Raw genomic sequence first — 22,709 nt, forward strand, 5'->3', positions numbered from 1 at the left:
TAAACTGGCGCACTGCAGCCGAGACGGCTCTTCGTCTATCAGGCGGTTCGTCTTCCATCCTCATGGCGCAATTCGTGTTTTCCCGGGACCGCAGTAGCATAATCGTATGGAGGCGGTAGCGGAATGTAAGTTACGTGGGTGACGGGGTATTTGCTGAACATCCCGCAGCGAGCGCGGTCGGCATGAACGCCCATAAAAGGCGCACAAGGCAGGGTACACGGCGTTCGGCAAGGCAATCCACGAAATGGACGGCAGTAACCGCGACCACGACAGAGCCAGCCGGACTGAGGAAAGGGCGCTGCTGGCTGTATGCGCTATCCTGCGGTCAGGGAAGGTGATCGCCGGGCCAAGGCCCGATATCTTCTGAAGATCGGAGGCGCGCGGTGAGCACGATCTGGCAGAGCATATGCAGGCTCTTCTCCGTTCGACGATGTGGAAAGGATAGAAGTCGATGTATCGTTGGTGCGTTCCGATGCATACGCGTTTGCCCGAGATGATGCAGATCAATGCGCATTTGGGATGGGAGACGGTACGCCAACACGGATCAATCTTGAAAAGTCTGGCGAAAGGCCCGACTCCCGCGCACGACCGTCAATGTGGGCTGCCTCCCTCAAAACCGACATCGGCAAGCTGACGTCGAGCGCACCCCGTGCATACGCATATTCGGGAAGATAGCCGTTAACGATGAGGCGCCAGTCAAGAGGCACCACGTCACCGACGGCTCGCATCATCTTGACGATCGTGGTCGTGCAGTTCGTCGTAATGGAATTATAGAATTCCGGAGTCGTGGAAAGTGCATTTGCGTCCAAGACGTATTCCAGCAAGAGCGCACGGGCCGCTTCCGGTGACGCTTTTAGCCGATAGATTTGGACATCCTCTCCGCGAACGTTTGACCTGACGCCGACGACGTCTCGCTCGTCAGCCGCAATAATGACCAGGGGATTGCTCTTGAACAGGTCTGCCATGGGAGAAAACTTGCCGCCTCCCTGGCGTCGCACCTCAATCGACCAGGCAAGATAGTCACCTCCTGCAAAGCCGAAGCTTATGATGACATGGGCGATTTTGGTCCCGGACCAATAAGACATGAAGAGGTCGACCGTCTGAAGGGTGGAGAGGTCGTAGGTCCGCGTTGTCCAGCGTTCGGTGAAATCAGTAGCGCTACGCCATTCGAAGTCGCGCACATCTGTCAGCGTCAACAGGGTCCCGTCGCGGGTGCCGGTTACCTGACGGGCGACCTCGGGCGCCCAGTCCGCGTGATCGAAAGGCCTGATGGTGCTCCACCAAACCAGAACCACAGCAAACGCAGCTGCAAACAGGACAAACGCCCTGATGCGAAACCGGCTGAAGAGCGCGACGACGGTGGCGAGGCCGAACAAGATGAAAAGGAGGCCGGCCACAGCCCGTACAAGCTCGGCCACCGGCAGGCGATACCACATGGCAAGTCCTGCCCAGACAGTCAGGATTGCGACGGCTAGCGAAAGGATAATGGCAAGCGATATCCGAGCGATGCGACGCATTCATTCCCCCTTTTTAGCCAGACGGGACCGCGGCAACGTTCCTGCGGATGCGATAGACTCTCCCCGTAATCGGCTTCAGTGCTGCCGCTTTGGCTCGGCGAATGATTATCTTTTGCAGTCTTTGATAGTCCGAGAGGAGACAGCGCAATCCTTACTGCTAGGGTTCGATTTCTGGCCGGTCCGGGAACCCGTCAAGGCGCCGATGTGATTGCCAAGATTTTCTCTGCTGTTTTGATCGACCGCCGCAACAGGTGCCGCAATCACCAACCCTGCCGCGCTGCCCGCCGCTGCCGCCACACCTGTCGTTGCGTGGATGATCGTGTCGCCGAGACCTATCCTGTTGTCGGTCAACGTCTGGCCGCCGGCTATACGCGCCCCGATCAGTTGCACGACCTGCGGTGACTCCGCGAACTTGCCGTGATGCAAAGGATCGCCGGATTTGACTTTCGTCAGATCGATGACGGTTATGTTGTTGCCGGCGAGTTCTTCCTTGTATGGAGTTTGTTCCGGATCAATCGATCCGAGCCGGGGGATATCGCCCCAGACCCGTCGCGAAACTTTGAGCGCGCGATCGTCCTGCGAGACAAAGAGGGTGAACTGCGGGTGCTGTTTGCCCATGTCGGCAATCTGAGTGCGAAACACGTCGACGTCGACGTCAGGCGCGGCCAGCATGACGTTTTTGAACTTCGCCGGAAGGCCGCCATTGCGGATGGCCATCTGGCGCAAGCCTTCCAACGCAAGCCAGTTGCCCATCGAATGGGCGAGGATCGAAACTTCCTTTATCTCGGGATCGCGTGCAAGATATTGGAACAGCAGTTCAAGCGCATTTCGCGTGTAGTTGGTGCTTTCACGATCGTAGCCATACGCCAGCGCACTGCCTCGGGAGGGCCATGTGACCAGGATCGGGACGCTCTGCGTGTCCGTATCCTTCGCGATCTGCGCAAAGCGATAGACCGCGTCTTCAAAGCGATTGTTGAATCCGTGAATGAAGACGAGGACGCTGTGATCCGGGCTCTTCCTGACAGAGGCGCTAAGCCACCCCTTCGCGGTCTCCCTTGTTATTTCCTCGGCTCTTACAACCGCGAAATCGGTTGCCGGGTTCGATGGCAGCTTCTTGGGCCATGCGACCTCTCCGACCTTGCGGACCGAAGCCGGAGGGATCGACACCGTAATTTCCGCGAACGAGGGGGTCAGTCCGCGCTCGCCCGTATACATTTGTGCCGGATTGGAGGAACGACTGCGTGTCGTTGCGACCAGCATCTCCACCTTGCTGGAGGAAGGCGAGGTATCGGCCACGGGCAGCAGCACATTCGTCGGACGGGACGCGCACCCCCACAGCAGGCCAATCAACGCCGACGCCAGCAAAACGTTGCTGATTCGCCTGACTTTGGACAGACTCACGAAACAGTTTCCCAAACTCATCTCCCGTTTCGAAGTCGTCCAGGCTCAGATCCGATCAGAACCGAAATCTGGCGCCGATGATTGGTCCCTGCATTGCTATGTCAAACACAAATCGGTCGTCGTCGTAGTCTACGGCAAGGTAGCGATAGCCCGCTTCCAGCGTGACCGAATCACTGTACCGGTATTGAAGCGTGCCCTGCACTTGCCAATCGATGTCGGCGCCAAGGCCGAAGCCACCGACATCCGCCTCGCCATGGAGTCCGAATCCGTTCCCGAGAGCGACATCGCCGGCCACGCCAATAATGGGGTCGACCCAGGTCTTGCTGCCGCTGGCCTCCCTTACGGCGAGAGGGCCAGTAACGGTCAAATCCGCATCGACGTACCAGAGCCGTCCGCCGGCCAGAACGTCCAGGGTCGCGGTGCCGTTGTCGACGACCCGATAGGAGCCGCCGAAGGTCCACACCACCGTGTTGATGTTTGCTTCGGCCGAAAAAAGAGCCAACGGGCCGGACGACGTGCCGTCGGCCTCGAGTCCCAGGTATATGAAGTCGGTGAAAAGAGCGTAGCGGCCATTGCGCGCCTCACCGGCAAGCATGACCGGCGGGGGAGACCAATCGATGTGGTCGAAAATCTGGCCGAAATCGACGTCGATATCGACCGGCGACAGGCCCCTGACGCCGACCCTGCCCTTCATGCCTGCCATCCAGAAATAGGGCTCTGCCGTGAAGGTCCAGGCCGGTGCGGCTTCAGCAGGCACGGGTGCGGCTTCAGGAAGTTGCGTCGCAGCGTCCGCAGCGATCGCCGGCACCGCAAACAGCGCTGCCGCTGTTCCCGCCGAAGCCAACACCAGAGCTCGGATGATTCCCATATCGAAGTCCCCTCTAATTCCGTCTCTTACTTCATGTCCGATGCGATCGTCTTGCGCGCCCGCAGTGACAACATATATGTGTTCGCGCTGCTCAGCTAACGGATATCGCATTCCGATCGTCTTTCATATCGACAGCGGTTCATTTGTTCGTGGTCACGGACAGTGCCGGGCCTACTTCGGGAACAGCAGGGTAATTCCCGTGCGCAATCGAGCCCGTCGGGTCCGCTATCGGGGCTTACCGTGACGACAAGCAGGGCCGGGAGCACGGCTGCTATAGTTTGTAGAGATCGCTTGCCAGACAGAAATCCAAGCCAGCCTCCGCTTAGTTCTGGCGTGGCGGCCAAGGAATGAAATGCGGTTTCCGGGCGGCATCCGCGTGCAGCACGGCTCCGACTTCCCCAACCAACCGATCCACCAGTCCCTGCCATTCGGCTCGTCTGGACTCGCGCAATGCCGGCGGCACCATGTCGATCCTCGAGAGTGCAAGCTCCGCTTCTGCAAGTTCCTCGCACATATCCTGAAAACCCTCACTTCGGCCTATCAGCCGATGGATCGCCAATTCAAATTGCGGGAACCGACGCACCGCCGCCGAGACCGCTCTTTTTTTATCAGCTGGTTCGTCGTCCATCCTCATGGCGCAAATTCCCGAGACCACCTTAGCCTATCGCATGGAGGCGGCTGCGGAATGTAAGTTACGTGGGCTACAGGGTAATTTCTGAACAACCATAGCGAGCGCGGTGGGCACCAAGCCTATAAAATCGCAAATTCAAATTGCGCTTGCCGGTGAGGCCGCCTAACTGTTGATCCGTTGTCCTCCGCCGCTGCATTGCGCGAACCGTCGCCTTCATCCGAACGTCATCCGTTCAGACTATTAGGAGTATTGCAAGAACAGGCTCGCGCGTATAAATTAAGCAGCGAGAGGTAACCGGCGAAAAATGAAATATAACTGGGAATAGCACCCAGAACGTCAGGTGAGGGAATCAAGGTGATCCGGCCCGAACCAACCGCAGGGAGGGAGCATTGGCTCGCCCCAGAGGATTGTCGTGCCCAGCTTGCCCTGATCCTCAACAGCGCGGACTTCGATGCAACCGGTCGCGAGCGCCGCTTCCTCAGCCATGTGGTGGAGGAGACGCTGGCGGGTCGCGGTGATCGTATCAAGGCCTATTCGATCGCAGTCGAAGTGTTCGGCCGTGACATGTCCTTCGACCCGCAGACGGATCCGATTGTCCGAATCGAGGCTGGTCACCTCCGGCGCGGGCTCGAGCGATACTACCTGACTGCCGGACACGACGATCCTATTCTCATCACGATCCCGAAAGGCGGTTACGTTCCAACGTTCTCGGCGCGATCGCCCCCCGAGACCATTGAGCCGGCCTTGCCGGTCAACCGCGCAGAGAAAGTCCCGAGCCCTGCTCGATGGATGAAGGTATCATGGTTGACGGTGGCTCTTGCGGCAATCGTCGCGGCATTGGCTGTTCTGGCATTGGGATTGGCGAGGAGCGGCGTTCGCCCGACTTCGCCTGAGATTCCGCGACTGCTGGTCGAGACGTTTGACGACCTTTCAGGAACGGAAGCCTCCAGGGCGATTGCGGGCGGACTGACACAGGAAATTGTCGGGCAACTCTCTAAGTTCAGAGACATCATCGTCGTCCAGTCTTCCGAAAATTTGGTCGCGCCGTCTCGCTTTGTTCTTGCGGGAAGCGTCCACCTGTCGGCGGATTCCTTCCGGCTTCGGGTCAGGTTCATAAACCGCGCCGACGGCTCCGTCCTGTGGGCGGACAGTTATGATGGAGCGATAAAAGTCGCCGCGCTTCTCGAGACCGAGGCCAATATCGCACAGAAAGTAGCGACAAGCCTGGCCCAGACATACGGCGTGATCTTTCAGGCCGACGCCTCGCTCAATGTCTCGAATCCTCCCGACGATTGGGCTGCCTATTCCTGCACGCTTTCCTTCTACACATACCGGGCAAAGCTCGATCAAACGGCACTTCCAGCCGTGCGTGCGTGCCTGGAGAAGGCCGTTGAGCGCTTCCCGGGCTACGCCACGGCCTGGGGTCTGCTGTCGCAGGCCTATATCGACGAGATCCGATTTCTGTATCCTTCCGACGAAGCCACGTCTACGGCCTCGATCGCGCGCGCTCTTGCCGCGGCCAGGCGGGCCGTGGAGCTGGACCCGCTCAACATCCGCGGCCTGCAGGCGGAAATGTTCGCGCTATACTTCAGCAAAGAGATCGAGGCGGCGCTGTTGGTGGGCAAACGTGCCTTGGACATCAACCCCAACGATACCGAACTGATGGGCGAGTACGGATATCGGCTGGCGCTTTCAGGAGGCTGGGACCACGGCTGCCCGCTGATCGAGGAAGCTCACACGCGCAATCCGGGTCCCCTTGCCTATTACGAGACCGCGATTGCCCTTTGCGCCTATTTTCGCGGCGATTATCCGCAGGCGGCCATGTGGATCAGGAAAGCCACGGTTCCCGGCAATGCCAACTATCACACTATCGCGGCCGCGATCTTCGGCGAGGGTGGATATGAAGCGGACGCCCGGCGCGAGCGTGTCTGGCTTGAAGAAAACGCGCCAGGCTTGATCAAGAACCTCCGGCAGGAGGTTGCGATGCGGATCATTCGACCAGAGGACGTCGATTTCTTCCTCGGTTCGCTCAAAAAGGCCGGGCTCGCATTCAAGGACTTAGGCGGGCAGACGTAAACTCTGCCCGTAAGACACGGCATTTTAGGTGGTGTGTGCATGCCAGAGGCCGTGGCGATCGTCCCGCTTTCGAAGCAGCCGGCGTCAAGTTTCGGCGGTCCCCGGGGACGACTAAGAGGTCAGCGGTGCCCGCCCTCACCCTGCCCTGCGGCGAAGCCGGCATCAAAACAACGAGATCTGGATGGACGGAAGTGTTCGTTCGAATGATGCTATTGCGTTGTCTTGAGCGCAGGTTGTGCTCAGCCAGCACAGCACCTCCTCTTAAGCCCGCTGGCGGTCTAGGCCCGGCGGCCTGCTGATAGTCCCCCTAATAGAGCTGCCGGGCCACTCGAACTTGCTCAATGGAAGGCGCGGACTTCCAGGATTAGAACCAACAAGCACTCCAGCGGCATCATCTTTGGCGAGGTGCTGCATCATTGAGCACTTGCCAATGAAGGATAATGGCTGAAAACGCAAAAAAGCCCCGCCGCTCCATTTGCGAAGCGGCGGGGCCCCCCACTCGCCCCCAATTGATGCCCATGCAACGGCCCGTATCGGGCGGGTCGATGGAGTATCGGCTTTTTTGCCGCAAAAGGTTTCGCGCCGGAACGCTTGCTCGTCTGGATGGTTGATTGGGATGCAGGAGATGCAGGCGTGGCCAAGAAGCTGTCAATCGCCGAAACGTTGCGACGAACCTCTGACCAACTGAAGAGGATCCGGAAACACGTCGCCAATGACGGTCATGTGGACCAGATGCAAGAGGTCGACGCCCTGGTAGGCCTCGCCAAAGAAGTGGCCGACCGGCAGCTGGCCGGGTTTGAAAGCCTGGCAGATGAAAACGATGGCTCTGTCCAAGACGATGAGGATGCAAAGGGCTGAGCGTTGTCGACCGGCTCGTGACATTCCGCGATAACGGAATTACTTGATTTGCCAAAATCGGTACTATCCAACGCGGCGGACCCCACCAATCCGCCTGGCCGGCGCCGTCAAGCGTTCTTACCCCACGCCCCCCAAGCGGCGCCGGCCGCTCGGCTGCGCACCCTCGGGTCAGGCGCAGGGTCAGGCCCGAGGGCATGCATTTGCGCAACATGCATTGGGCCAAGAGACGCGCGGGTTTGACAGGTTTTTTCTGCAACTTGCGGCGATCTGTACACGCGCCACACAATCGGGAGATTCCCATCGCTCTCGGCGGCCTTTAATACCCGATCTGCGATATCGCAGCGGATAATGGGATCGTCCGCTATATGATCCATTGGATTCTGTTTGAACAACATCTCCGCCCCCGCGCTTGGCGCTGAGAATGCTCAACGCATACCGCTTTGAACAGTCGTCAAATGACGACCACAGACGGATTTATACGCCATCCCACGACGCACGTTGGCGTAATCGCATGGAGCCGAGACGCGGATCCTGCTGTTGGTCGGCGTAACAAAAGCTTGTAACCGGGAACAACCACTCGATGACTTGCGTTTGTTGCGAGGGCCCGCTTCTTTTGCACGGGCAGCGAGCCTCGAAGGTTCGCAATGCCGCACCGGCGTTTCAATCGCACCCGCCTCAGCCCTCACGATCTGGCTATTTGTGAACGCGTGTATGATCAGGTTTGCGCAGATGAACACATCGACCCTTTGAGCCGGGATGCCGAAGCCTTGGCGGTGATGATTGTCGCAATCTTCCGAAACATTACCACCAGTGAGCGCGAACTGCTGAAAGAGGTCAGGTCGCTTCGTCGCTCAAAGGGCGCAGAAATGGCGCGCTAGCTTGGCGGCTTCCCTGGCGAATCGTTCCAGTCCCGCTTTGGCACAGCCGGATTGGCATCTTAATTGCCCTTTGAGTCTCGCCAGAGTGTAGCCACAGCGCTTGCGAAGGAGATGGAAATGGGTTTAGCCGAAGACCTGTCTGATGTTGCCCTCACATTCGCTTGTCCGGATTGCTCCTATCCGGCGGTAAGGAAGGGCTCTGCGCTGAAAACGATCGCGCACTTCAGATGCGATGGGTGCAACGCCAAGGTGCGGATCACTTATCCGCAGAAACTGGCGATCTTCGAAAAGCACAAGCTATTGACCGCGCAAGGGGCATAGCAATAACTCAACGCTGCTTACGCGGTTAAGAGCCAGGTTCGACTTCCCTGTGATTCCAAAGGGTTTTGGCGAACTGATGAATTGATTTGGAAGATGACGGGGAACGCCGATCGCCCGGAAACAACTAGGCCGAGCATGGCTGCGCGTTGTCACCTTGCCATCTCCTGGGCCGGCGCCTGGACATGGTATGGCCTGACGAGGCTGATCGGAGCGCACGATTTCGGGACCTGGCAGATCTTCGCCGATGCCATCAGCCTGTTCATCGGCAGCCCAAGCGAACTCGACGGAGGAATCCTGCTCGACGCGGTCCGGGTCGCTCTGCTTGCAGCCGTGCTCGAGACCGCGGTCGCCATGGCTGGCGCAGCCAATGGCGTCAGGTCCGCGGCTCGCTGACGCTGAGATAACTCGGCAACCCCGAGTAGAGGGCGATCGATAGCGTGAGGCTGCTCGGCGCAGGTGGGATCGAAAAACTGGCAGCCATCCGTGCCGGTTTGCCGGGCTCCGTCGCGGCGAATGCCATGCCGCCGCACAGGGACCGTTGCTCGGCCTCCGGATACTGCTTCCTGACCACCGGATCGGCAAACAGGGTTGGCCGCCATTCGCGACCGCTCCCATCGGAAAGCCGCGCCTCGCAAGGAACCGAGCCGAGCGCTTTCGGGTCAGCAGCGAGAGCTTCGAACTCGGCAAGCACGACGGCGCTTCCCGCGCTGCCTGCCAGTCTGGTGAAGCGTGTCACGGTCCAGCTGGCGCACCATTCGGCCCCAAACCATTCGAGACAGACGCTGGGCTCGGCTCGGCGCCCCCTCACCTCTTCACTTGTCCGACCACACGGCTAGCTCGTAGCCGTCCGGATCGGAGAAGTGGAAGCGGCGGCCGCCCGGGAAGGAATAGGCGGGCTTGACGATCTTTCCGCCGGCTTCCTCGACATGGCGCTGGGTCTCGTCGAGCTCGTCGGCATAAAGGATCACCAGCGGCCCGCCTGCCGCCTTGCTCTGCCCACCGAGAGCGAAGCCGCCGGTCAGGCGGCCGTCGTTGAACTCGCAATAGCTCGGCCCGTAGTCCTTGAAGGACCAGCCGAAGGCCTTTCCATAGAAGTCGCGCGAACGCGCAATGTCGCCGACGGAAAACTCGACATAATCGATGCGCTTGTCGTTGCTGGATTTGGCCATGATCTTCTCCTTTCGCGGTTTTTGGATGCTCAGCGTTCGAGCACTGCCTTCAGGGTGTTGAGGTCGCGCTGCACCGCCTCGGCGTCGGCAGCGAATATCTCCTCCGTCATGTCCGGCGTCCTCAAGAGCACGAACATGACCTCCGCGCCGGTCCCGTTGGCAACCACGCGCACCGCATTGCGGGTTTCCTTGTCCTCGGCAAAGACGATGTGATCGAGGACGCCGTATTCGTTCGGCCGGGAGAAGCGGATGCGGATGAGCCGGCCGTCGGGGTCCTTCGCAGTCCATTCCTCGCCCGATCTTTCGAAGCGCCTGCCGAGGCCTGCCGCCCAGCGCTGGAAATTCTCAGGGATAGAGGCGAAGTCATAGACTTCGCGCCAGTCCCGGTCGATGGACACCGTGATGATGCGGGATTTGTAGATGGTCATATCTGCCTCCTTTCAACGCAGGCAGACTAGGCCGAGTTGGCGGTGGCGTATTGAACGAAACGGTCAGCTCAAGCGCTGAGCTGTCGCAGAACCGTCGCGGGCGAGAAGCCCGACAGGCGCGCCGTCGTTCGGCCCGAAGCCTTCGTCAAATTGAACTGGAGGGTGGAACGCTGATACAAGATCCTGGCTGTCGTCCTGGGCTGCGGCAAAATCGCCAGATTCCAATACGGCTGCAAGGGCGATGGCCGCTGAAACAGTTTGAATTGCTTTCACTTCCGCACCTCTTGGAAGCGAAGTCATTTATTCGGCGACAATCCCGACAGGGCGTCGTTTACGGCGGATAGCAAAAACGTGGCTGCGAAGGGCTTGTGCAGATAGGCCACGCAGCCAGCATCGCGGGCCTCCGCTTCGAGCGCATCGTCGTCAACGGCGGTGATGAAGATGACCGGCAAGCTGGAGTTGGAATCGCTAAGCCAGTGCCGCAGCTGGATGCCGGACATGTTGGCAAGGTGAATGTCGAGCACCAGGCAGCCGATCATGCCGGCGAAATCGGATTCAAGAAACGTCTCTGCCGACGCGTATCCATGCGTTTGGTAACCGTACGCGTTTAACAACCGTTCGATGCTTCTCCGCATGCTCGGATCGTCTTCCACGACAGCCACTGTGCGTGGCGGGCTTTCCAAATTCCGCTCCTCAAAGAGCTGACGGAGTTGCAGACGGGATTGTGAGCCGAGTTAATGTCGTTGGATATTGGCCTTTGGGGAAGAACCGGATGTTGGATTCGAGACTGCCTGCGTTGATCGGACGGGTCCCAGTCTCTCCGCGATCGACACCATCTCGGCGAAGGACGTAACGCCCAGCTTTTCCATGATGCTGTGCCGGTGTGCTTTGATCGTGCGCTCGGAGGTGTTCAGGTCGTATGCAACCTGCTTGTTACGCCTGCCGCGAACGACCAGATCGAAAACCTGGATTTCGCGTGGCGTTAGGCTGAACACTTTGGTCTGGAGCGCCTGACTCTGATCGTGTCCGGCGCGCCGTTTTTCATTATTGGCGAGCGCGCGCTCGATCGCCTCACGTAAGATTTGGGACGAAATGGGTTTCTCCAGAAAATCATCGGCACCTGCCTTCATCGCCTGAACACTCGCGGCAATCGTGCCTTGGCCCGTCAAGAAGACGATGGGTAGCAGCGGGACCGCCAGCACGAGCCTTTCCTGCAGCTCCGGGCCGCTGAGCCCTGGCATGCGCAGATCAAGCAGGATGCAGCCGGCTTCCGATTTCGGCAGCCGCGCCAGGAAATCATCGCCCGAATCGTAGCGGTTCGCACAAAAACCGTAGGTTTCGACAAGCCGTCCCAACGCCGTTCGAAACGATGCGTCGTCATCTATGATATGAATGAACGGTTCCATGACGTTCAAGCAGCCTGGGCGAGCGGCAGGACGAAACGGAACACCGCGCCGCCGCCGGCGCGATTGTCCGCCCAGATCTTTCCACCGTAGGTTTCCACGATTGATCGAGCGATGGAGAGCCCGAGCCCGGTTCCGGTTGGCTTCGTCGTGTAGAAAGCGTCGAAGATGCTGTTGAGTCTATCTTTCGGAATGCCACGTCCGGTATCCGAAATCGACATCTCGACCTTGGTATCGCCATGCAACGTCGTGTGTAGAACCAGCTTCCGGTCGGCTGTGGCGGCCTCTACCATCGCGTCCATTGCATTGGTCGCAAGGTTCAGGATCACTTGCTGGAGATGAACCTTGTCGGCCCGCACCGGCAGTCTGCGCCCGGATTGCTGGGCGCTGACCGCCACTTGTTTCTTCGCAGCTTCGGCGTGCAAGATATTGATGGCGCTGTCGACGACCTCATTGAGGTCGAACTCCTGCCAGTCGACCTCACCCCTTTTCTTGAGCATGCCGCGAAGGCGAAGAATAATATCCCCCGCTCGCTGATCATCATCCCTGATATCAGCCAAAATCTGCTGGATGAGATTCAGGTCCGGATTTTTTCCATTCAGTATCGCCTCTGCCGCCTCGGCATTGCTGCGGATGGCGCCCAGGGGCTGGTTCAATTCGTGCGCAATCGAAGCCGAAAGCGCGCCGGCGGTTGCGGACTGATTCATGTGGACCAGCTCAAGGAGACGCTGCCTGGATTCGCCTTCGGCGGCGAAACGCCGACGCCGTTCTACGAGCAGCCCTGTGATGACGGCGGCTTGCAATGCGACCACAGCGATGATGCCGAGAACCAACCGCCTATATTGCTGCCAGATGTCCGGCTGCTTGAAGCTCAAAGCGGTCCCCGCCGGCAGCGCGCTTTCCGACAAATCCCATCGCTTTAGCTGCCTTGCGTCGGCAAAGAATGTTTGCGGCACTTCGATGTCTGTGATCGGCTTTCCCGCGAGTGCATCCAAAGCCAAGCCGGCGACCGCGTTTCCTAAGGACTCGAAGGTTACCGAGTTTCCGCCTACGACACCTTGACCAATATAGGTGTCATAGGGGCCATAAATCGGCGCACTGGCCTTCGCCGCCACTATTGCTAAAGCGTCTTTGGACAGGAAGTTGCGGCCGGTGCCATCAGCCAGAATGGTGAGGAACAGGACTATGCTGTCGGCCGGGAAACGAGAGGCGCGTTCAGCAAATTCATCGATCGCAAGCCCTTCCAGGTACGTCGTTTCATAGTCTTTTGCAGCGTCTGCCAAGTCGCGTCTGGCGTTGGCGAGCCAAGTGCGATCGAAAGCCGCCGAACCGCCGATGATGAAAAGATTTTCGGCATCCGGCTGGAGGGCGCTGGCCAGTTCGAGCGTCTTGGTTATGTCGAATTCGCTGAAAGCCCCGACGACACCGACGGGCAGGTTGAGTTTCGAAACACTGTCGCGACCAAAGCCACCGAATACGATTTTTGCATCGGGCGCGATCGCCTCACGATGCTCGACGATGAAACGTGTTGCTGATTCGCCGAGCGCTATCACGACGTCCGGGCGACGATCGACGTATTTATCGGCCATGGACCGTGCCATGCGGTCGATGTGAGCACGCTCGGGAAACCTCGCTTGGTCCAGATATTCCGAGAACAGATCGATTTTGCCGGCCGTCGCCTCCTGTAGTCGCGCCCTGGCGTTAGCTCCGGCAATCGCACTCGCTGGCAGCCACTCGTCATACGGATGGAGGATGAGCACACGGGGGGACCGGCCGACGACCTCAGCTGCTGCAGAGCCGCCGTCCAGAAAAATCGCAATCAAAATTGCAACAAGGAACCTGACCGCGTTCTGGGCGCGTCGGCGCGACCGAACAGGCGGATCGCACAGCATGGTGGTACCCCCTGACAAGCCAAGCTTTTGGCTGGGAAAGTAGATCGGGCGCATCTGCGCCCGGAACAACTTCCCCAAAGGACAATATCACCAAGGCTTCCTTAGGGCTACCGTCGCGTCAGCTTGAGCGTGCCGACTAGTTAAAGGAGGGGCGCACAGGCCCGGAAATCGTGCCAATTCGAACGGTTGGCGAGATTTTATCCCAGCAGGAGGAGCTGAACATGAGTTTTAAGATCCTTGACTACAGCATTGGGACCTTGGCTGCCGCGGCGGTTCTATGGGGCGCGCAAGCGCCGGCACAGGCCCAGGATGCGCAAAAACCCAACATCCTGTTCATCATGGGCGATGATATCGGCTGGATGCAACCCAGCATCTATCATCAGGGCCTGATGGTCGGCGAAACGCCCAACATCGATCGCATCGGCCAGGAGGGTGCGAAATTCATGACCTACTACGCCGAGCAGAGCTGCACCGCCGGCCGCAATGCGTTCTTCACCGGCATGCACCCCCTGCGCACCGGCATGATCCCGCCCCAATTGCCGGGCAGCCCCTCATATCTCAAGCCTGGCACCCCGGCGATCGCAAAGTTCCTGCACGATCTCGGCTACAGCACCGGCGAGTTCGGCAAGAACCACCTCGGCGATCACACCGACGCCCTGCCTACTGCACATGGCTTCCAGGAATTCTGGGGGTATCTGTATCACCTCGATGCCATGCAAGGGGTGAGCTTTCCCGACATCAACAAGACGCCTACCGAGCAGACGGTCGCTCCGCCCTGCATGAACACACCCGTTCCGGGTCTTTCCGATCCGCCCGGCGCCGTCGATCCTAAGACTACGCTCTGCCTGATGCCGCCACGTCCTGTTATCGCCTGTGCATCCTCGGACGGCACGGCGGCAAACCAGTCATGCAAGGATGAGGGGCCGCTCACATTGGAACGGTCAAAGACGGTGGACGAGGAAATCTCCGCCAAGGTCGTCGACTTCCTCGACCGCAACGACCCAGCAAAGACCGATAAGCCGTTCTTTGTCTGGTACAACCCGGCGCGCATGCACATCACGACGGTGTTGCCTGACAAGTACCAGGGCATGATCGGCGAGCCTGGCGGCAAGGACTGGGGCGCCAATGAAGCCGGCATGAAGCAGATGGACGACAACATTGGCGTCGTCCTGAAGAAGCTGGAAGACATGGGCCAGCTCGACAACACAATCATCGCCTTCACCACCGACAATGGCGCCGAGACGATTACCTTCCCGGATGGCGGCACCACCCCCTTCAAGGGCGGCAAGCTCAGCACCTGGGAAGGCGGCATGCGCGCTCCGCTCGTCGTGCGCTGGCCCGGGCACATCCAGCCCGGAACGGTGAAGAACGACATTTTCGCCTCGCTCGACTGGCTGCCGACGCTTGTCGACATCGCCGGCGGGCCCAAGGCCAACGAACTGAAGGCGCAGATCGAGAAGGGTGAATATCCCGGCATAGCGAAGACCACGCTCGACGGTGTGAATCAGCGCGACTATCTCGAAGGAAAATCGGAAAAGTCGTCGCGCGACACCTTCTTCTATTATTCCGGTAAGGACCCATCGGCGGTTCGTTACAAGAACTGGAAGATGTACTTTGCGATGGTGTCCGATGCGCCGACGGGCTTTTTGGCCGGCGTGCTTCCCTATCACTGGACGCAGGTCGTCAACATCAAGCGCGATCCGTTTGAGGCCTCGATCGGCGAGCAGGTCAAGACCCTGACTGGGATGGGCGGCGCCATTACCTCACCCTCCACCGCCTATGTCTATGACTGGAACATGCTGCCGATCGGGCAGGCGCTCTGGCTGAAGGAACTCTCGTCCTACATCGACTTCCCGCCGATGCAGGATCCTGCCAGCTACAACCTAGAGCAGGTGATGCAGCAGGTTAAGCAAATGAAGACGACCAGTCGCTCCGGCGAATAGTCGCATAGTGTCGGACGCCCCTTCGCTGGGGCGTCCACTCCGCTCAATCCCGGTCCAGATACGCACTCTGGCAAAGCCATCGTCAAGGGAGGACGTGACAATGAAAAAAACGGCAGCAATCGGTTTTGCAGCAGCAATGACCGTAGCCGTTGGCCTTCTATCCGTGACGACGATGGCGCCGGCGCAGGAACAGTCCAAGCCCAATATTCTGGTGATTATGGGCGATGATGTCGGTTACTGGAACGTCAGTGCTTACAACCGCGGCATGATGGGCTACCGCACGCCCAACATCGATCGCCTGGCGAATGAAGGCGCGATTTTCACCGACTACTATGGCCAGCAATCCTGTACGGCAGGCCGCGCCGCTTTCATCACCGGACAGAGCCCGATGCGCACAGGACTCTTGAAGGTAGGATTGCCGGCGGCGAAAGAAGGTTTGTCCGGGAAAGACCCGACGATTGCCGATCTTTTGAAGCCGCAAGGTTACGTCACCGGCCAATTCGGCAAGAATCATCTCGGCGACCGCAACGAGTTTCTGCCCACGGTTCACGGCTTCGACGAGTTCTTCGGCAACCTCTACCACCTGAATGCCGAGGACGAGCCTGAAAATCCCGACTATCCAAAGGACCCGGCGTTCAAGGCCCAATTCGGCCCGCGAGGCGTCATGAAATGCGTGGCGACCGTCACCGACACCCCCGGCGACGATCCCCGCTTCGGGCCGTGGGGCAAACAGAAATGCGAAGATACCGGCCCGCTGACCAAGAAGCGCATGGAGACGATCGACGAGGAATTCCTCACCGCTTCGAAGGACTTCATTGACCGCGCGCATCGGGACCAGAAGCCATTCTTCGTCTGGTTCAATCCGAGCCGCATGCATATCTGGACCCGCCTCAAGCCGGAATCCCAGGGAAAGACCGGACTTGGCATCTATCCGGACGGCATGGTCGAGCACGACGGGCAGGTCGGCGAGATACTCAACAAGCTCGATGAACTCGGCATCGCCGACAATACAATCGTAATCTACACCACCGACAACGGCGCGGAGACATTTTCCTGGCCCGATGGCGGCACCACGCCATTCCGCGGCGAGAAGAATACCAACTGGGAAGGTGGCTATCGCGTGCCGGCGATGGTGCGCTGGCCAGGCCTCGTGCAGCCTCGCGTGGAAATCAACGACATCTTCTCGGCCGAGGACTGGGCGACGACCCTGGTGGCAGCCGCCGGCGAACCAGACATCAAGAACAAGCTGTTGCAAGGCTATGACGCAGCGGGCAAGAATTTCCGCGTTCATCTCGATGGCTACGATCAGCGCGATCTTCTTTCTGGAAAAGGGTCCGACAAGCGCAAGGAATTCTTCTACTGGACCGACGACGGCAATCTCGCAGGTCTTCGGTATCAGCAGTGGAAGGCTGTTTTTATGGAACAGCAAGCGCATGGCTTCGATGTCTGGGCGCAGCCGATGGTGCAACTGCGTTTGCCATCACTTTTCAACCTGCGCTCCGACCCGTTCGAAAGAGCCCAGCACGAAGCGGGTGACTATGTGCGGTGGTTCGTCGAGCACGCCTTCGTGCTGGTCCCGGCACAAGCCCTGGTAGGGCAGCATCTGATGAGCTTCAAGGAGTTTCCGCCGCGCCAGGCGCCCGGCTCCTTCTCGGTCGAGCAGGCAATGGAAAAGCTCAGGAACCCCCCGTCGAGCAATTAGGTGCAGGTAAAAATACGCAGAGGACAAATATGTTTGAGCGATTGAAATCACTCTGGGTCATAGGGACGACGGTCGGAGCGTTGGCGTTCCTAGTGCCGTCCTTGGCAATTGCCCAGTCCGATCCGTTGCCCTCCTGGAACGACACCGCGCCGAAGGCTGCGATCGTCGAGTTCGTCGACAAGGTGAGCAAGGAAGGCTCGCCCGACTTCGTGCCGGAACCCGAACGCATTGCGGTGTTCGACAATGACGGCACGCTATGGATCGAGCAGCCGATGTACGTCCAGCTCGCCTTCGCGCTCGACCGGGTCAAGGCCGAGGCGCCAAGTCATCCCGAATGGGCGACTACACAACCGTTTCAGGCGGTGCTTGAAGGCGACATGAAGGCGCTTACGGCCGCCGGCGAAAAGGGCCTGCTCGAACTCATCATGGCGACACACGCCGGCATGACCACCGCGCAATTTGAGAAGATCGCATCGGAATGGATAGCCACCGCGCGCGACCCGCGCTTCAAAAAGCCTTATACCGAGTTGGTCTATCAGCCGATGCTCGAACTTCTCGCCTATCTGCGCGCCAACGGCTTCAAAACCTTCATCGTTTCCGGCGGCGGCATCGAGTTCATGCGCCCCTGGACGGAAAAGGTCTACGGCGTTCCGCCGGAACAGGTGGTGGGGTCATCGATCAAGACGAAGTTCGCGATGAAGGACGGCGCGCCGACGCTGTTTCGGCTGCCTGAAGTCAACTTTATCGACGACAAGGCCGGCAAGCCGGTCGGCATTCAGGAGCATATCGGTCGCAGGCCTATCGCCGCATTCGGCAATTCGGACGGCGATCTTGAAATGCTGCAGTGGACGACGCTCGCCGAGGGTCCGCGGTTCGGCTTGATCGTCCATCACACCGACGCAGAGCGCGAATATGCCTACGACCGGAAAAGCGAGTTCGGCCATCTCGACCTGGCTCTCGACGCGGCAGCCATCAACAAATGGACGGTTGTCGACATGAAGGCCGACTGGAAGCAGATCTTTCCGGGAAACTAGAGCTAGTGTGAACCTCAACGCATCACCGAAACGGGAGGATAATTCTATGAAAATCAGTCACATCACCAGTACGATAGCCTTCGCAGGCGGTCTGGCTTTGGCGACTGCCGGCGCAATGGCACAGGATTCCGCCAGCAAGCCGCACGTGCCACTGCAAAAGACGATCGGCCAGGCTACGGCGACAGGACCGATTCCGTCGCTCGCCGTCATCAATTCGCAGGGCGCCGCGCTCTACGGCGGCAAGCTCGTCCTGACCGGCGTTTCGAAAAACTCAATCGTCTTTGCCGATCGGCCGGTGCGGGCCGCCGGTCATGTTGCGACCGAGCAGTTCATTATGCAGTGGGATGAGGGCAAGGACAACTTCGCCGTCGACCCGCCGAACGCAACGGTCTCAGTTCTTGGCGGAGACGGCTCGGAGGTGAATGATGCCGTGGTTACGCTCAAGGCTCCGAAACTTGAGGGGAACACGCTGACGTTCGACGTTGCCGTGCTGGAAGGCAGTCTCAACAATGCGAACGGGCCTGCGGCACTTTTCATTGACGCCTTCGCGTTTCGCGGACCGGGCGGTGGCGGATTCGCCCATGTGGGCGGCTACGGCGGCGCGGTCTGGCATGGTGGCGGATACGGTTATCACGGTGGCGCATACTGGCATGCTCCTGTCTATCGTGGAGCTTGGTATGGTGCTGGCGCTGTGGCGGGGGCCGCAGTTGCCGGAGCTGCTGTTGGGGCCGCTGTCGGGGCCGCTGCCGCCCCATACGCATATCCGCCGTACTGCGGATATTATCCTTACCCCCCGTGCTATTGAGACAATCTGCAACAAGACGCTGAGCATGGTTTACAAGATGATTTCAGCGGTCTGATCCTGATGGCCTCCTTTGCGCTCGCCGGCTCTGGGCGAGCGCAAACGATCAGCTATGGCGACGCCATCACGGTACTTGCCAAGACTGCGGCGCAGACATCATAAAGCATTGCAGAGGACTCGATCTCGGCAACAACGAGATCCGCAATGCCTCGAGCCGAGAAAATGCGCATGGCGAATGCTGCAGCACTAACACGACCTGAACCGCGCTGGGGCCCGGCCCTAGCCATTGTCGCGGTGCTGGTGCTGCTTGCGGTGTTGCCGCGTCATGTCCAAATCATGCCGGTCTGGGTATCGTATGTGGTCGCATTGGCGGTCCTGGTGCCGATGGCCGCCGTCACCTTTCCGGTCGGGGATATCCACTTTTGGTTGCGCGCCGAGAGAGCAGTGATCCTCGTGTTTGCCGGCGCCTATGTCGTCAACACCGCCCTTGAGCTTGCGGACATGATCGGCGTCTTAAGCTTGGGCCCTCCAGAAACGCGCGCGGTCACGCTGTTGTCGTCCTCGCTCGCCATCTGGGTTACCAATGTCCTGGCCTTCGCGATGCTTTATTGGCAGATTGATAGCGGCGGCCCCGCTGCCCGGAAGAGTGGGGACAACCTGCCTGACTGGCTCTTTCCGCAAGCGGCGATGCCGGACGTTGCTTCACCGGGTTGGCGGCCATTCTTCTTCGACTACCTCTCTCTGGCCTACAACACGGCGACCGCCTTCAGCCCTACAGATGTTCTGCCGCTAAGCCGGCGGGCCAAAATGCTAACTATGCTCGAAAGCGCCATTTCCTTGCTGACCCTGGCCATCGTCGCCGCGCGAGCCGTGAATGCCGTTCCCTAACAGCGTGAACTGGCGGTTTGGCTCGCTGCGACCCGCGCGGATGTGGGGGCTACGGCAGGTTCCGGTATCAAGAAAAGAAGTGGCAGATGTCTCAGATTAACGCGGACCAGCTTTCGACCATGATCTCGCACGCGGTGGCGCCGTCATTCCTGCTAACCGCGATTGCCGCGTTGGTGTCCATCCTGATTGCCCGGATGACGCGCGTTACCGACCGGTTACGCAATCTGAACCAGATCGCCGACGATGACGTGGCACGCGGCTGGCTCAAGGCGGACGTCTCAAGGTTGAAGCGCCGGGAGATCCTTCTCAATCAATCGCTGCATCTCGTCGTCACCAGCGGCATCGCCGTCGCCGTTCTGCTGCTATTCGGATTCGTGGCAAGCCTAGTGGGCTATCGTCACGAACCTGGCGCGGGCATATTGTTTGTTGTGGCCTTGGTCCTGCTAGTAGGCTCCCTGCTGCGCTTCCTTCAGGACATCAGAATCGCCCTGAGCGAGCACGATCATCATGGCTGAGTCTCGCAAAGCCCTGTTGCATTTGGTGTTGGGGTTTTTCATCGCGTTTTCCATCTCCGGGCACGCTTCGGCGGCGGAAACAAGCCTTCCCGCGCCCGACCCGCAGATCGCCATTCACGATGGGTTCGTCGATGAGAAGAAATGCGCCTCCTGTCACGCGGACCAAGTGGCCGCTTTCGTCAAATCGAACCATGCCAGGGCGATGGCCGTCGCAGACGACAGCACCGTGCGCGCAAATTTCGACGATGCCAGCTTCGAGCATGACGGCATACTGACGGCGTTCTTCAAGCGCGGCGGCCAGTACTTTGTGCGCACCGAAGGGCCCGATGGCAAGGAAGGCGAGTTCCAGGTCAAATACACCTTCGCCTACGAGCCGCTGCAGCAATATCTCATCGACATCGGCGGCGGCAGGCTGCAGGCGCTCGACATCGCCTGGGATACGAACAAACGCGAATGGTTCTGGCTCGGCGCGGGCAAGCCCGCAAAACCCGGCACAACCTATCACTGGACCGGCCCCTTCTATCGCTGGAACCGGACCTGCATCGACTGTCATTCGACCGATCCGCAGGCGAATTTTCAACCCGAGATCGGCGAATACAAATCGACCTATGTCGCGACGAGCATCGGCTGCCAGTCATGTCACGGTAGCGGGGCGAAACATGTGGATTGGGCCGAAGCAGGCGCTTCCCAGTCGCTCTCCAACTTCGGGCTGGCGCCGGCCGATCAGAATGTCTGCCTGGGTTGCCATTCGCGGCGTACGAAACTTCTCAACGGCCACGGGCCAGGAAGGGCCTTTCTCGATCATTTCTCGCCGAGCCTGCTGCGCCCGGACCTATACTTTCCAGACGGTCAAATCCTGGACGAGGTTTTCGAGTACGGGTCGTTCCAGCAGAGCAAGATGGCGAGAGCCGGCGTCGTGTGCCTCGACTGTCACAAGCAGCATGAAGCGACGCTCAAGGCCGATGGCAACGCTGTCTGCACGCAATGCCATGCCGAGACAAAGCCGGAGCGATTTACCAACTTCGACCCGAGCGGCAGTTTCGATACGCCCGCGCACACCCACCATCCGGCAGGCGCGGCCGGCGCCCTTTGCGCCAACTGCCACATGCCCCAGCGCGCCTACATGAAGGTCGACCCGCGGCGCGACCATTCATTCGTCATTCCACGGCCCGATTTGTCGATCGCCTACGGCACTCCGAACGCCTGCACGACCTGCCATGCAACCCAGACGAACGCGTGGGCGGCGGAAACGATGGACGAATGGTACGGCACGGCCTGGCGCGAGCGCCCGACGATAGCCCATGCCTTCGCAGGTGCCGCCCAAAACGATCCGGCAGCGATCGAAGCTTTGCGTGCGCTCGTCGCCGACCGGGAACAGGCGGGCATCGTCAAAGGCAGCGCCATCGTCGAGATGGGACGCCTCGGCGGCGATGCCGTTTTTGCAGATGTGGCTGCCGCAGCAGCAAGCCCCGATCCACTTGTCCGGCTTGGTGCGGCTCAGGCTGCTGGCAGCCTGCCGCCTGAACTGCGGCTGAATGCCATTGGAAAGCTGCTTGCCGACGAGACGCGCGCTGTCCGGGTAGCCACCGTGACGGCTCTCGGCAATGCGCCGACGGCCGATCTGCTCGGTGATCAGCGCCGCAGTTTCCACGTCGCGCTGGAGGATTTGCGCGCCTATGTGCAAGCCAATGCGGACATGGCTGAAGCACAGAACGCCTACGGCCTCTTCCTGATGGGTCAGCGTCAAGCGGATGAAGCCGAAGCCGCTCTTCGTCGCGCCATCTCGCTCGACGGCAGCCTCGCCGGAGCACACGCCAATCTGGCCGAACTTTACAGGGCGACCGGCCAGAACGAGAAGTCGGAAAGCACTTATGCCGAGGCCATCAAGATCTCGCCCGAAGATCCCCTGCTCCGATACGGTCACGCCCTGTCGCTGGTTCGCGAGAAAGACCTCACAGGCGCCATCGAAGAGCTTGAGAGATCCGTGCGGCTCGCCCCTGCCAATGCCCAATACAGGACAACGCTTGCGATAGCGCTCGACTCGGCTGGCCGCCCGGATGATGCATTCGCGTCGTTGGATGAAGCCGTCGCAGGCGGGGTTGCCGACGCAGACCTCCTCAGCGCGGCCATTCAGATCGGCCTTAAACTTCGCCGCTATCAAGAAACACTCAAACATGCCGAAGCTCTTGCCCTCTTGCGGCCGGACGATCCGCAGATTGCAGAACTGGTCAGGCAGTTGCGGGACACAGCTCAAACCGGGAATTAGGTGCGGACTTTTCGGATTGAACAGCGACAATGGCGGCAGTCTATCGCGATTGCATCTCTTGATGTTTCAGGCAAAGGTCGGAATAGCGTGTGACATTTTGATCGTGGGCGGCAATTT

23 protein-coding genes are annotated in these 22,709 nt (G+C 59.6%); 12 read left to right on the top strand and 11 right to left on the bottom strand.

Going from position 1 to position 22,709, the window contains the following annotated elements; genetic code table 11:
- Nucleotides 1–503: 503 nt before the first annotated feature.
- The 4 genes from BQ8794_RS13115 to BQ8794_RS13130 form a co-directional block, all read right to left on the bottom strand.
- Nucleotides 504–1,517, bottom strand: a complete 1,014-nt coding sequence (locus tag BQ8794_RS13115) for an Lnb N-terminal periplasmic domain-containing protein (RefSeq protein ID WP_077377916.1) — start codon at nucleotides 1,515–1,517, stop codon at nucleotides 504–506.
- A 105-nt stretch (nucleotides 1,518–1,622) separates the two neighbouring features.
- The gene (locus BQ8794_RS13120) at nucleotides 1,623–2,939 is read right to left on the bottom strand and encodes an alpha/beta hydrolase (RefSeq protein ID WP_077377919.1); all 1,317 of its coding nucleotides are present in this window, start codon (nucleotides 2,937–2,939) and stop codon (nucleotides 1,623–1,625) included.
- Between the two features lie 34 nt (nucleotides 2,940–2,973).
- Complete coding sequence (locus BQ8794_RS13125) at nucleotides 2,974–3,786, bottom strand: YfaZ family outer membrane protein (protein WP_077377922.1); 813 nt, start codon at nucleotides 3,784–3,786, stop codon at nucleotides 2,974–2,976.
- A gap of 322 nt (nucleotides 3,787–4,108) precedes the next feature.
- Nucleotides 4,109–4,420 carry a hypothetical protein gene (locus tag BQ8794_RS13130; protein ID WP_077377925.1) on the bottom strand — a complete coding sequence of 104 codons (312 nt, stop codon included), beginning with the start codon at nucleotides 4,418–4,420 and terminating at the stop codon, nucleotides 4,109–4,111.
- Between the two features lie 351 nt (nucleotides 4,421–4,771).
- On the opposite strand from BQ8794_RS13130, the gene BQ8794_RS13135 reads away from it, so the two are divergent.
- The 5 genes from BQ8794_RS13135 to BQ8794_RS13150 all read left to right on the top strand — a co-directional run bounded on the left by BQ8794_RS13135 (nucleotide 4,772) and on the right by BQ8794_RS13150 (nucleotide 8,943).
- Nucleotides 4,772–6,493 carry a hypothetical protein gene (locus BQ8794_RS13135; protein WP_077377928.1) on the top strand — a complete coding sequence of 574 codons (1,722 nt, stop codon included), beginning with the start codon at nucleotides 4,772–4,774 and terminating at the stop codon, nucleotides 6,491–6,493.
- 633 nt (nucleotides 6,494–7,126) lie between these two features.
- The gene (locus tag BQ8794_RS34640; RefSeq protein WP_143744540.1) at nucleotides 7,127–7,351 is read left to right on the top strand and encodes a hypothetical protein; all 225 of its coding nucleotides are present in this window, start codon (nucleotides 7,127–7,129) and stop codon (nucleotides 7,349–7,351) included.
- Between the two features lie 644 nt (nucleotides 7,352–7,995).
- On the top strand, nucleotides 7,996–8,229 hold the full coding sequence (locus BQ8794_RS34645; protein WP_143744541.1) for a hypothetical protein: 234 nt from the start codon (nucleotides 7,996–7,998) through the stop codon (nucleotides 8,227–8,229).
- A gap of 117 nt (nucleotides 8,230–8,346) precedes the next feature.
- Complete coding sequence (locus BQ8794_RS13145; RefSeq protein ID WP_077378362.1) at nucleotides 8,347–8,550, top strand: hypothetical protein; 204 nt, start codon at nucleotides 8,347–8,349, stop codon at nucleotides 8,548–8,550.
- A 135-nt stretch (nucleotides 8,551–8,685) separates the two neighbouring features.
- A complete protein-coding gene (locus BQ8794_RS13150) occupies nucleotides 8,686–8,943 on the top strand; it encodes a hypothetical protein (RefSeq protein ID WP_077377934.1) in 258 nt (85 codons plus the stop codon).
- On the opposite strand, the gene BQ8794_RS13155 is transcribed toward BQ8794_RS13150, so the two are convergent.
- The 7 genes from BQ8794_RS13155 to BQ8794_RS13185 form a co-directional block, all read right to left on the bottom strand.
- Entirely contained in the window at nucleotides 8,924–9,358 is a 435-nt protein-coding gene (locus BQ8794_RS13155) for a hypothetical protein (RefSeq protein WP_143744542.1), read from the bottom strand. The two genes, BQ8794_RS13150 and BQ8794_RS13155, sit on opposite strands and share 20 nt — an antisense overlap.
- Before the next feature lie 4 nt (nucleotides 9,359–9,362).
- Nucleotides 9,363–9,719: a VOC family protein gene (locus BQ8794_RS13160; protein WP_077377941.1), complete on the bottom strand. Its 357-nt coding sequence runs from the start codon at nucleotides 9,717–9,719 to the stop codon at nucleotides 9,363–9,365.
- 29 nt (nucleotides 9,720–9,748) lie between these two features.
- Entirely contained in the window at nucleotides 9,749–10,147 is a 399-nt protein-coding gene (locus BQ8794_RS13165; RefSeq protein WP_077377944.1) for a polyketide cyclase, read from the bottom strand.
- A 63-nt stretch (nucleotides 10,148–10,210) separates the two neighbouring features.
- The gene (locus BQ8794_RS13170; RefSeq protein ID WP_143744543.1) at nucleotides 10,211–10,420 is read right to left on the bottom strand and encodes a hypothetical protein; all 210 of its coding nucleotides are present in this window, start codon (nucleotides 10,418–10,420) and stop codon (nucleotides 10,211–10,213) included.
- A 23-nt stretch (nucleotides 10,421–10,443) separates the two neighbouring features.
- The gene (locus BQ8794_RS13175; protein ID WP_077378365.1) at nucleotides 10,444–10,782 is read right to left on the bottom strand and encodes a response regulator transcription factor; all 339 of its coding nucleotides are present in this window, start codon (nucleotides 10,780–10,782) and stop codon (nucleotides 10,444–10,446) included.
- Nucleotides 10,783–10,881: 99 nt separating this feature from the next.
- The gene (locus BQ8794_RS13180) at nucleotides 10,882–11,553 is read right to left on the bottom strand and encodes a response regulator transcription factor (RefSeq protein ID WP_077377950.1); all 672 of its coding nucleotides are present in this window, start codon (nucleotides 11,551–11,553) and stop codon (nucleotides 10,882–10,884) included.
- 5 nt (nucleotides 11,554–11,558) lie between these two features.
- Nucleotides 11,559–13,442: a sensor histidine kinase gene (locus tag BQ8794_RS13185; protein WP_077377952.1), complete on the bottom strand. Its 1,884-nt coding sequence runs from the start codon at nucleotides 13,440–13,442 to the stop codon at nucleotides 11,559–11,561.
- A gap of 221 nt (nucleotides 13,443–13,663) precedes the next feature.
- Here BQ8794_RS13185 and BQ8794_RS13190 point away from each other — a divergent pair, with 221 nt between their 5' ends.
- The 7 genes from BQ8794_RS13190 (at nucleotide 13,664) to BQ8794_RS13220 (ending at nucleotide 22,592) form a co-directional block, all read left to right on the top strand.
- Nucleotides 13,664–15,385, top strand: a complete 1,722-nt coding sequence (locus BQ8794_RS13190; RefSeq protein WP_077377954.1) for an arylsulfatase — start codon at nucleotides 13,664–13,666, stop codon at nucleotides 15,383–15,385.
- Between the two features lie 100 nt (nucleotides 15,386–15,485).
- Nucleotides 15,486–17,087: an arylsulfatase gene (locus tag BQ8794_RS13195; RefSeq protein WP_077377957.1), complete on the top strand. Its 1,602-nt coding sequence runs from the start codon at nucleotides 15,486–15,488 to the stop codon at nucleotides 17,085–17,087.
- A gap of 29 nt (nucleotides 17,088–17,116) precedes the next feature.
- Complete coding sequence (locus BQ8794_RS13200) at nucleotides 17,117–18,121, top strand: HAD family hydrolase (protein WP_077377961.1); 1,005 nt, start codon at nucleotides 17,117–17,119, stop codon at nucleotides 18,119–18,121.
- Nucleotides 18,122–18,167: 46 nt separating this feature from the next.
- A complete protein-coding gene (locus BQ8794_RS13205) occupies nucleotides 18,168–18,926 on the top strand; it encodes a hypothetical protein (protein ID WP_077377964.1) in 759 nt (252 codons plus the stop codon).
- A gap of 225 nt (nucleotides 18,927–19,151) precedes the next feature.
- Nucleotides 19,152–19,811 carry a hypothetical protein gene (locus BQ8794_RS13210; RefSeq protein WP_077378368.1) on the top strand — a complete coding sequence of 220 codons (660 nt, stop codon included), beginning with the start codon at nucleotides 19,152–19,154 and terminating at the stop codon, nucleotides 19,809–19,811.
- Nucleotides 19,812–19,897: 86 nt separating this feature from the next.
- Entirely contained in the window at nucleotides 19,898–20,326 is a 429-nt protein-coding gene (locus BQ8794_RS13215; RefSeq protein WP_077377967.1) for a DUF2721 domain-containing protein, read from the top strand.
- Nucleotides 20,319–22,592, top strand: coding sequence for a cytochrome c3 family protein (locus BQ8794_RS13220; protein WP_077377970.1), 2,274 nt, complete (start codon nucleotides 20,319–20,321; stop codon nucleotides 22,590–22,592). Before BQ8794_RS13215 ends, BQ8794_RS13220 begins: the two co-directional genes overlap by 8 nt.
- Nucleotides 22,593–22,709 lie beyond the last annotated feature (117 nt).

The sequence above is a fragment of the Mesorhizobium prunaredense genome (genome assembly GCF_900156895.1).
In the GTDB taxonomy this organism is placed as follows: domain Bacteria; phylum Pseudomonadota; class Alphaproteobacteria; order Rhizobiales; family Rhizobiaceae; genus Mesorhizobium; species Mesorhizobium prunaredense.

Bases quoted from the DNA above. Each gene is read 5' to 3' on its own strand.
- BQ8794_RS13115 (WP_077377916.1), bottom strand. From the start codon at position 1,517: ATGCGTCGCATCGCTCGGATATCGCTTGCCATTATCCTTTCGCTAGCC.
- BQ8794_RS13120 (WP_077377919.1), bottom strand. From the start codon at position 2,939: ATGAGTTTGGGAAACTGTTTCGTGAGTCTGTCCAAAGTCAGGCGAATC.
- BQ8794_RS13125 (WP_077377922.1), bottom strand. From the start codon at position 3,786: ATGGGAATCATCCGAGCTCTGGTGTTGGCTTCGGCGGGAACAGCGGCA.
- BQ8794_RS13130 (WP_077377925.1), bottom strand. From the start codon at position 4,420: ATGAGGATGGACGACGAACCAGCTGATAAAAAAAGAGCGGTCTCGGCG.
- BQ8794_RS34645 (WP_143744541.1), top strand. From the start codon at position 7,996: ATGCCGCACCGGCGTTTCAATCGCACCCGCCTCAGCCCTCACGATCTG.
- BQ8794_RS13145 (WP_077378362.1), top strand. From the start codon at position 8,347: ATGGGTTTAGCCGAAGACCTGTCTGATGTTGCCCTCACATTCGCTTGT.
- BQ8794_RS13150 (WP_077377934.1), top strand. From the start codon at position 8,686: ATGGCTGCGCGTTGTCACCTTGCCATCTCCTGGGCCGGCGCCTGGACA.
- BQ8794_RS13160 (WP_077377941.1), bottom strand. From the start codon at position 9,719: ATGGCCAAATCCAGCAACGACAAGCGCATCGATTATGTCGAGTTTTCC.
- BQ8794_RS13165 (WP_077377944.1), bottom strand. From the start codon at position 10,147: ATGACCATCTACAAATCCCGCATCATCACGGTGTCCATCGACCGGGAC.
- BQ8794_RS13175 (WP_077378365.1), bottom strand. From the start codon at position 10,782: ATGCGGAGAAGCATCGAACGGTTGTTAAACGCGTACGGTTACCAAACG.
- BQ8794_RS13180 (WP_077377950.1), bottom strand. From the start codon at position 11,553: ATGGAACCGTTCATTCATATCATAGATGACGACGCATCGTTTCGAACG.
- BQ8794_RS13185 (WP_077377952.1), bottom strand. From the start codon at position 13,442: ATGCTGTGCGATCCGCCTGTTCGGTCGCGCCGACGCGCCCAGAACGCG.
- BQ8794_RS13190 (WP_077377954.1), top strand. From the start codon at position 13,664: ATGAGTTTTAAGATCCTTGACTACAGCATTGGGACCTTGGCTGCCGCG.
- BQ8794_RS13195 (WP_077377957.1), top strand. From the start codon at position 15,486: ATGAAAAAAACGGCAGCAATCGGTTTTGCAGCAGCAATGACCGTAGCC.
- BQ8794_RS13200 (WP_077377961.1), top strand. From the start codon at position 17,117: ATGTTTGAGCGATTGAAATCACTCTGGGTCATAGGGACGACGGTCGGA.
- BQ8794_RS13205 (WP_077377964.1), top strand. From the start codon at position 18,168: ATGAAAATCAGTCACATCACCAGTACGATAGCCTTCGCAGGCGGTCTG.
- BQ8794_RS13210 (WP_077378368.1), top strand. From the start codon at position 19,152: ATGGCGAATGCTGCAGCACTAACACGACCTGAACCGCGCTGGGGCCCG.
- BQ8794_RS13215 (WP_077377967.1), top strand. From the start codon at position 19,898: ATGTCTCAGATTAACGCGGACCAGCTTTCGACCATGATCTCGCACGCG.
- BQ8794_RS13220 (WP_077377970.1), top strand. From the start codon at position 20,319: ATGGCTGAGTCTCGCAAAGCCCTGTTGCATTTGGTGTTGGGGTTTTTC.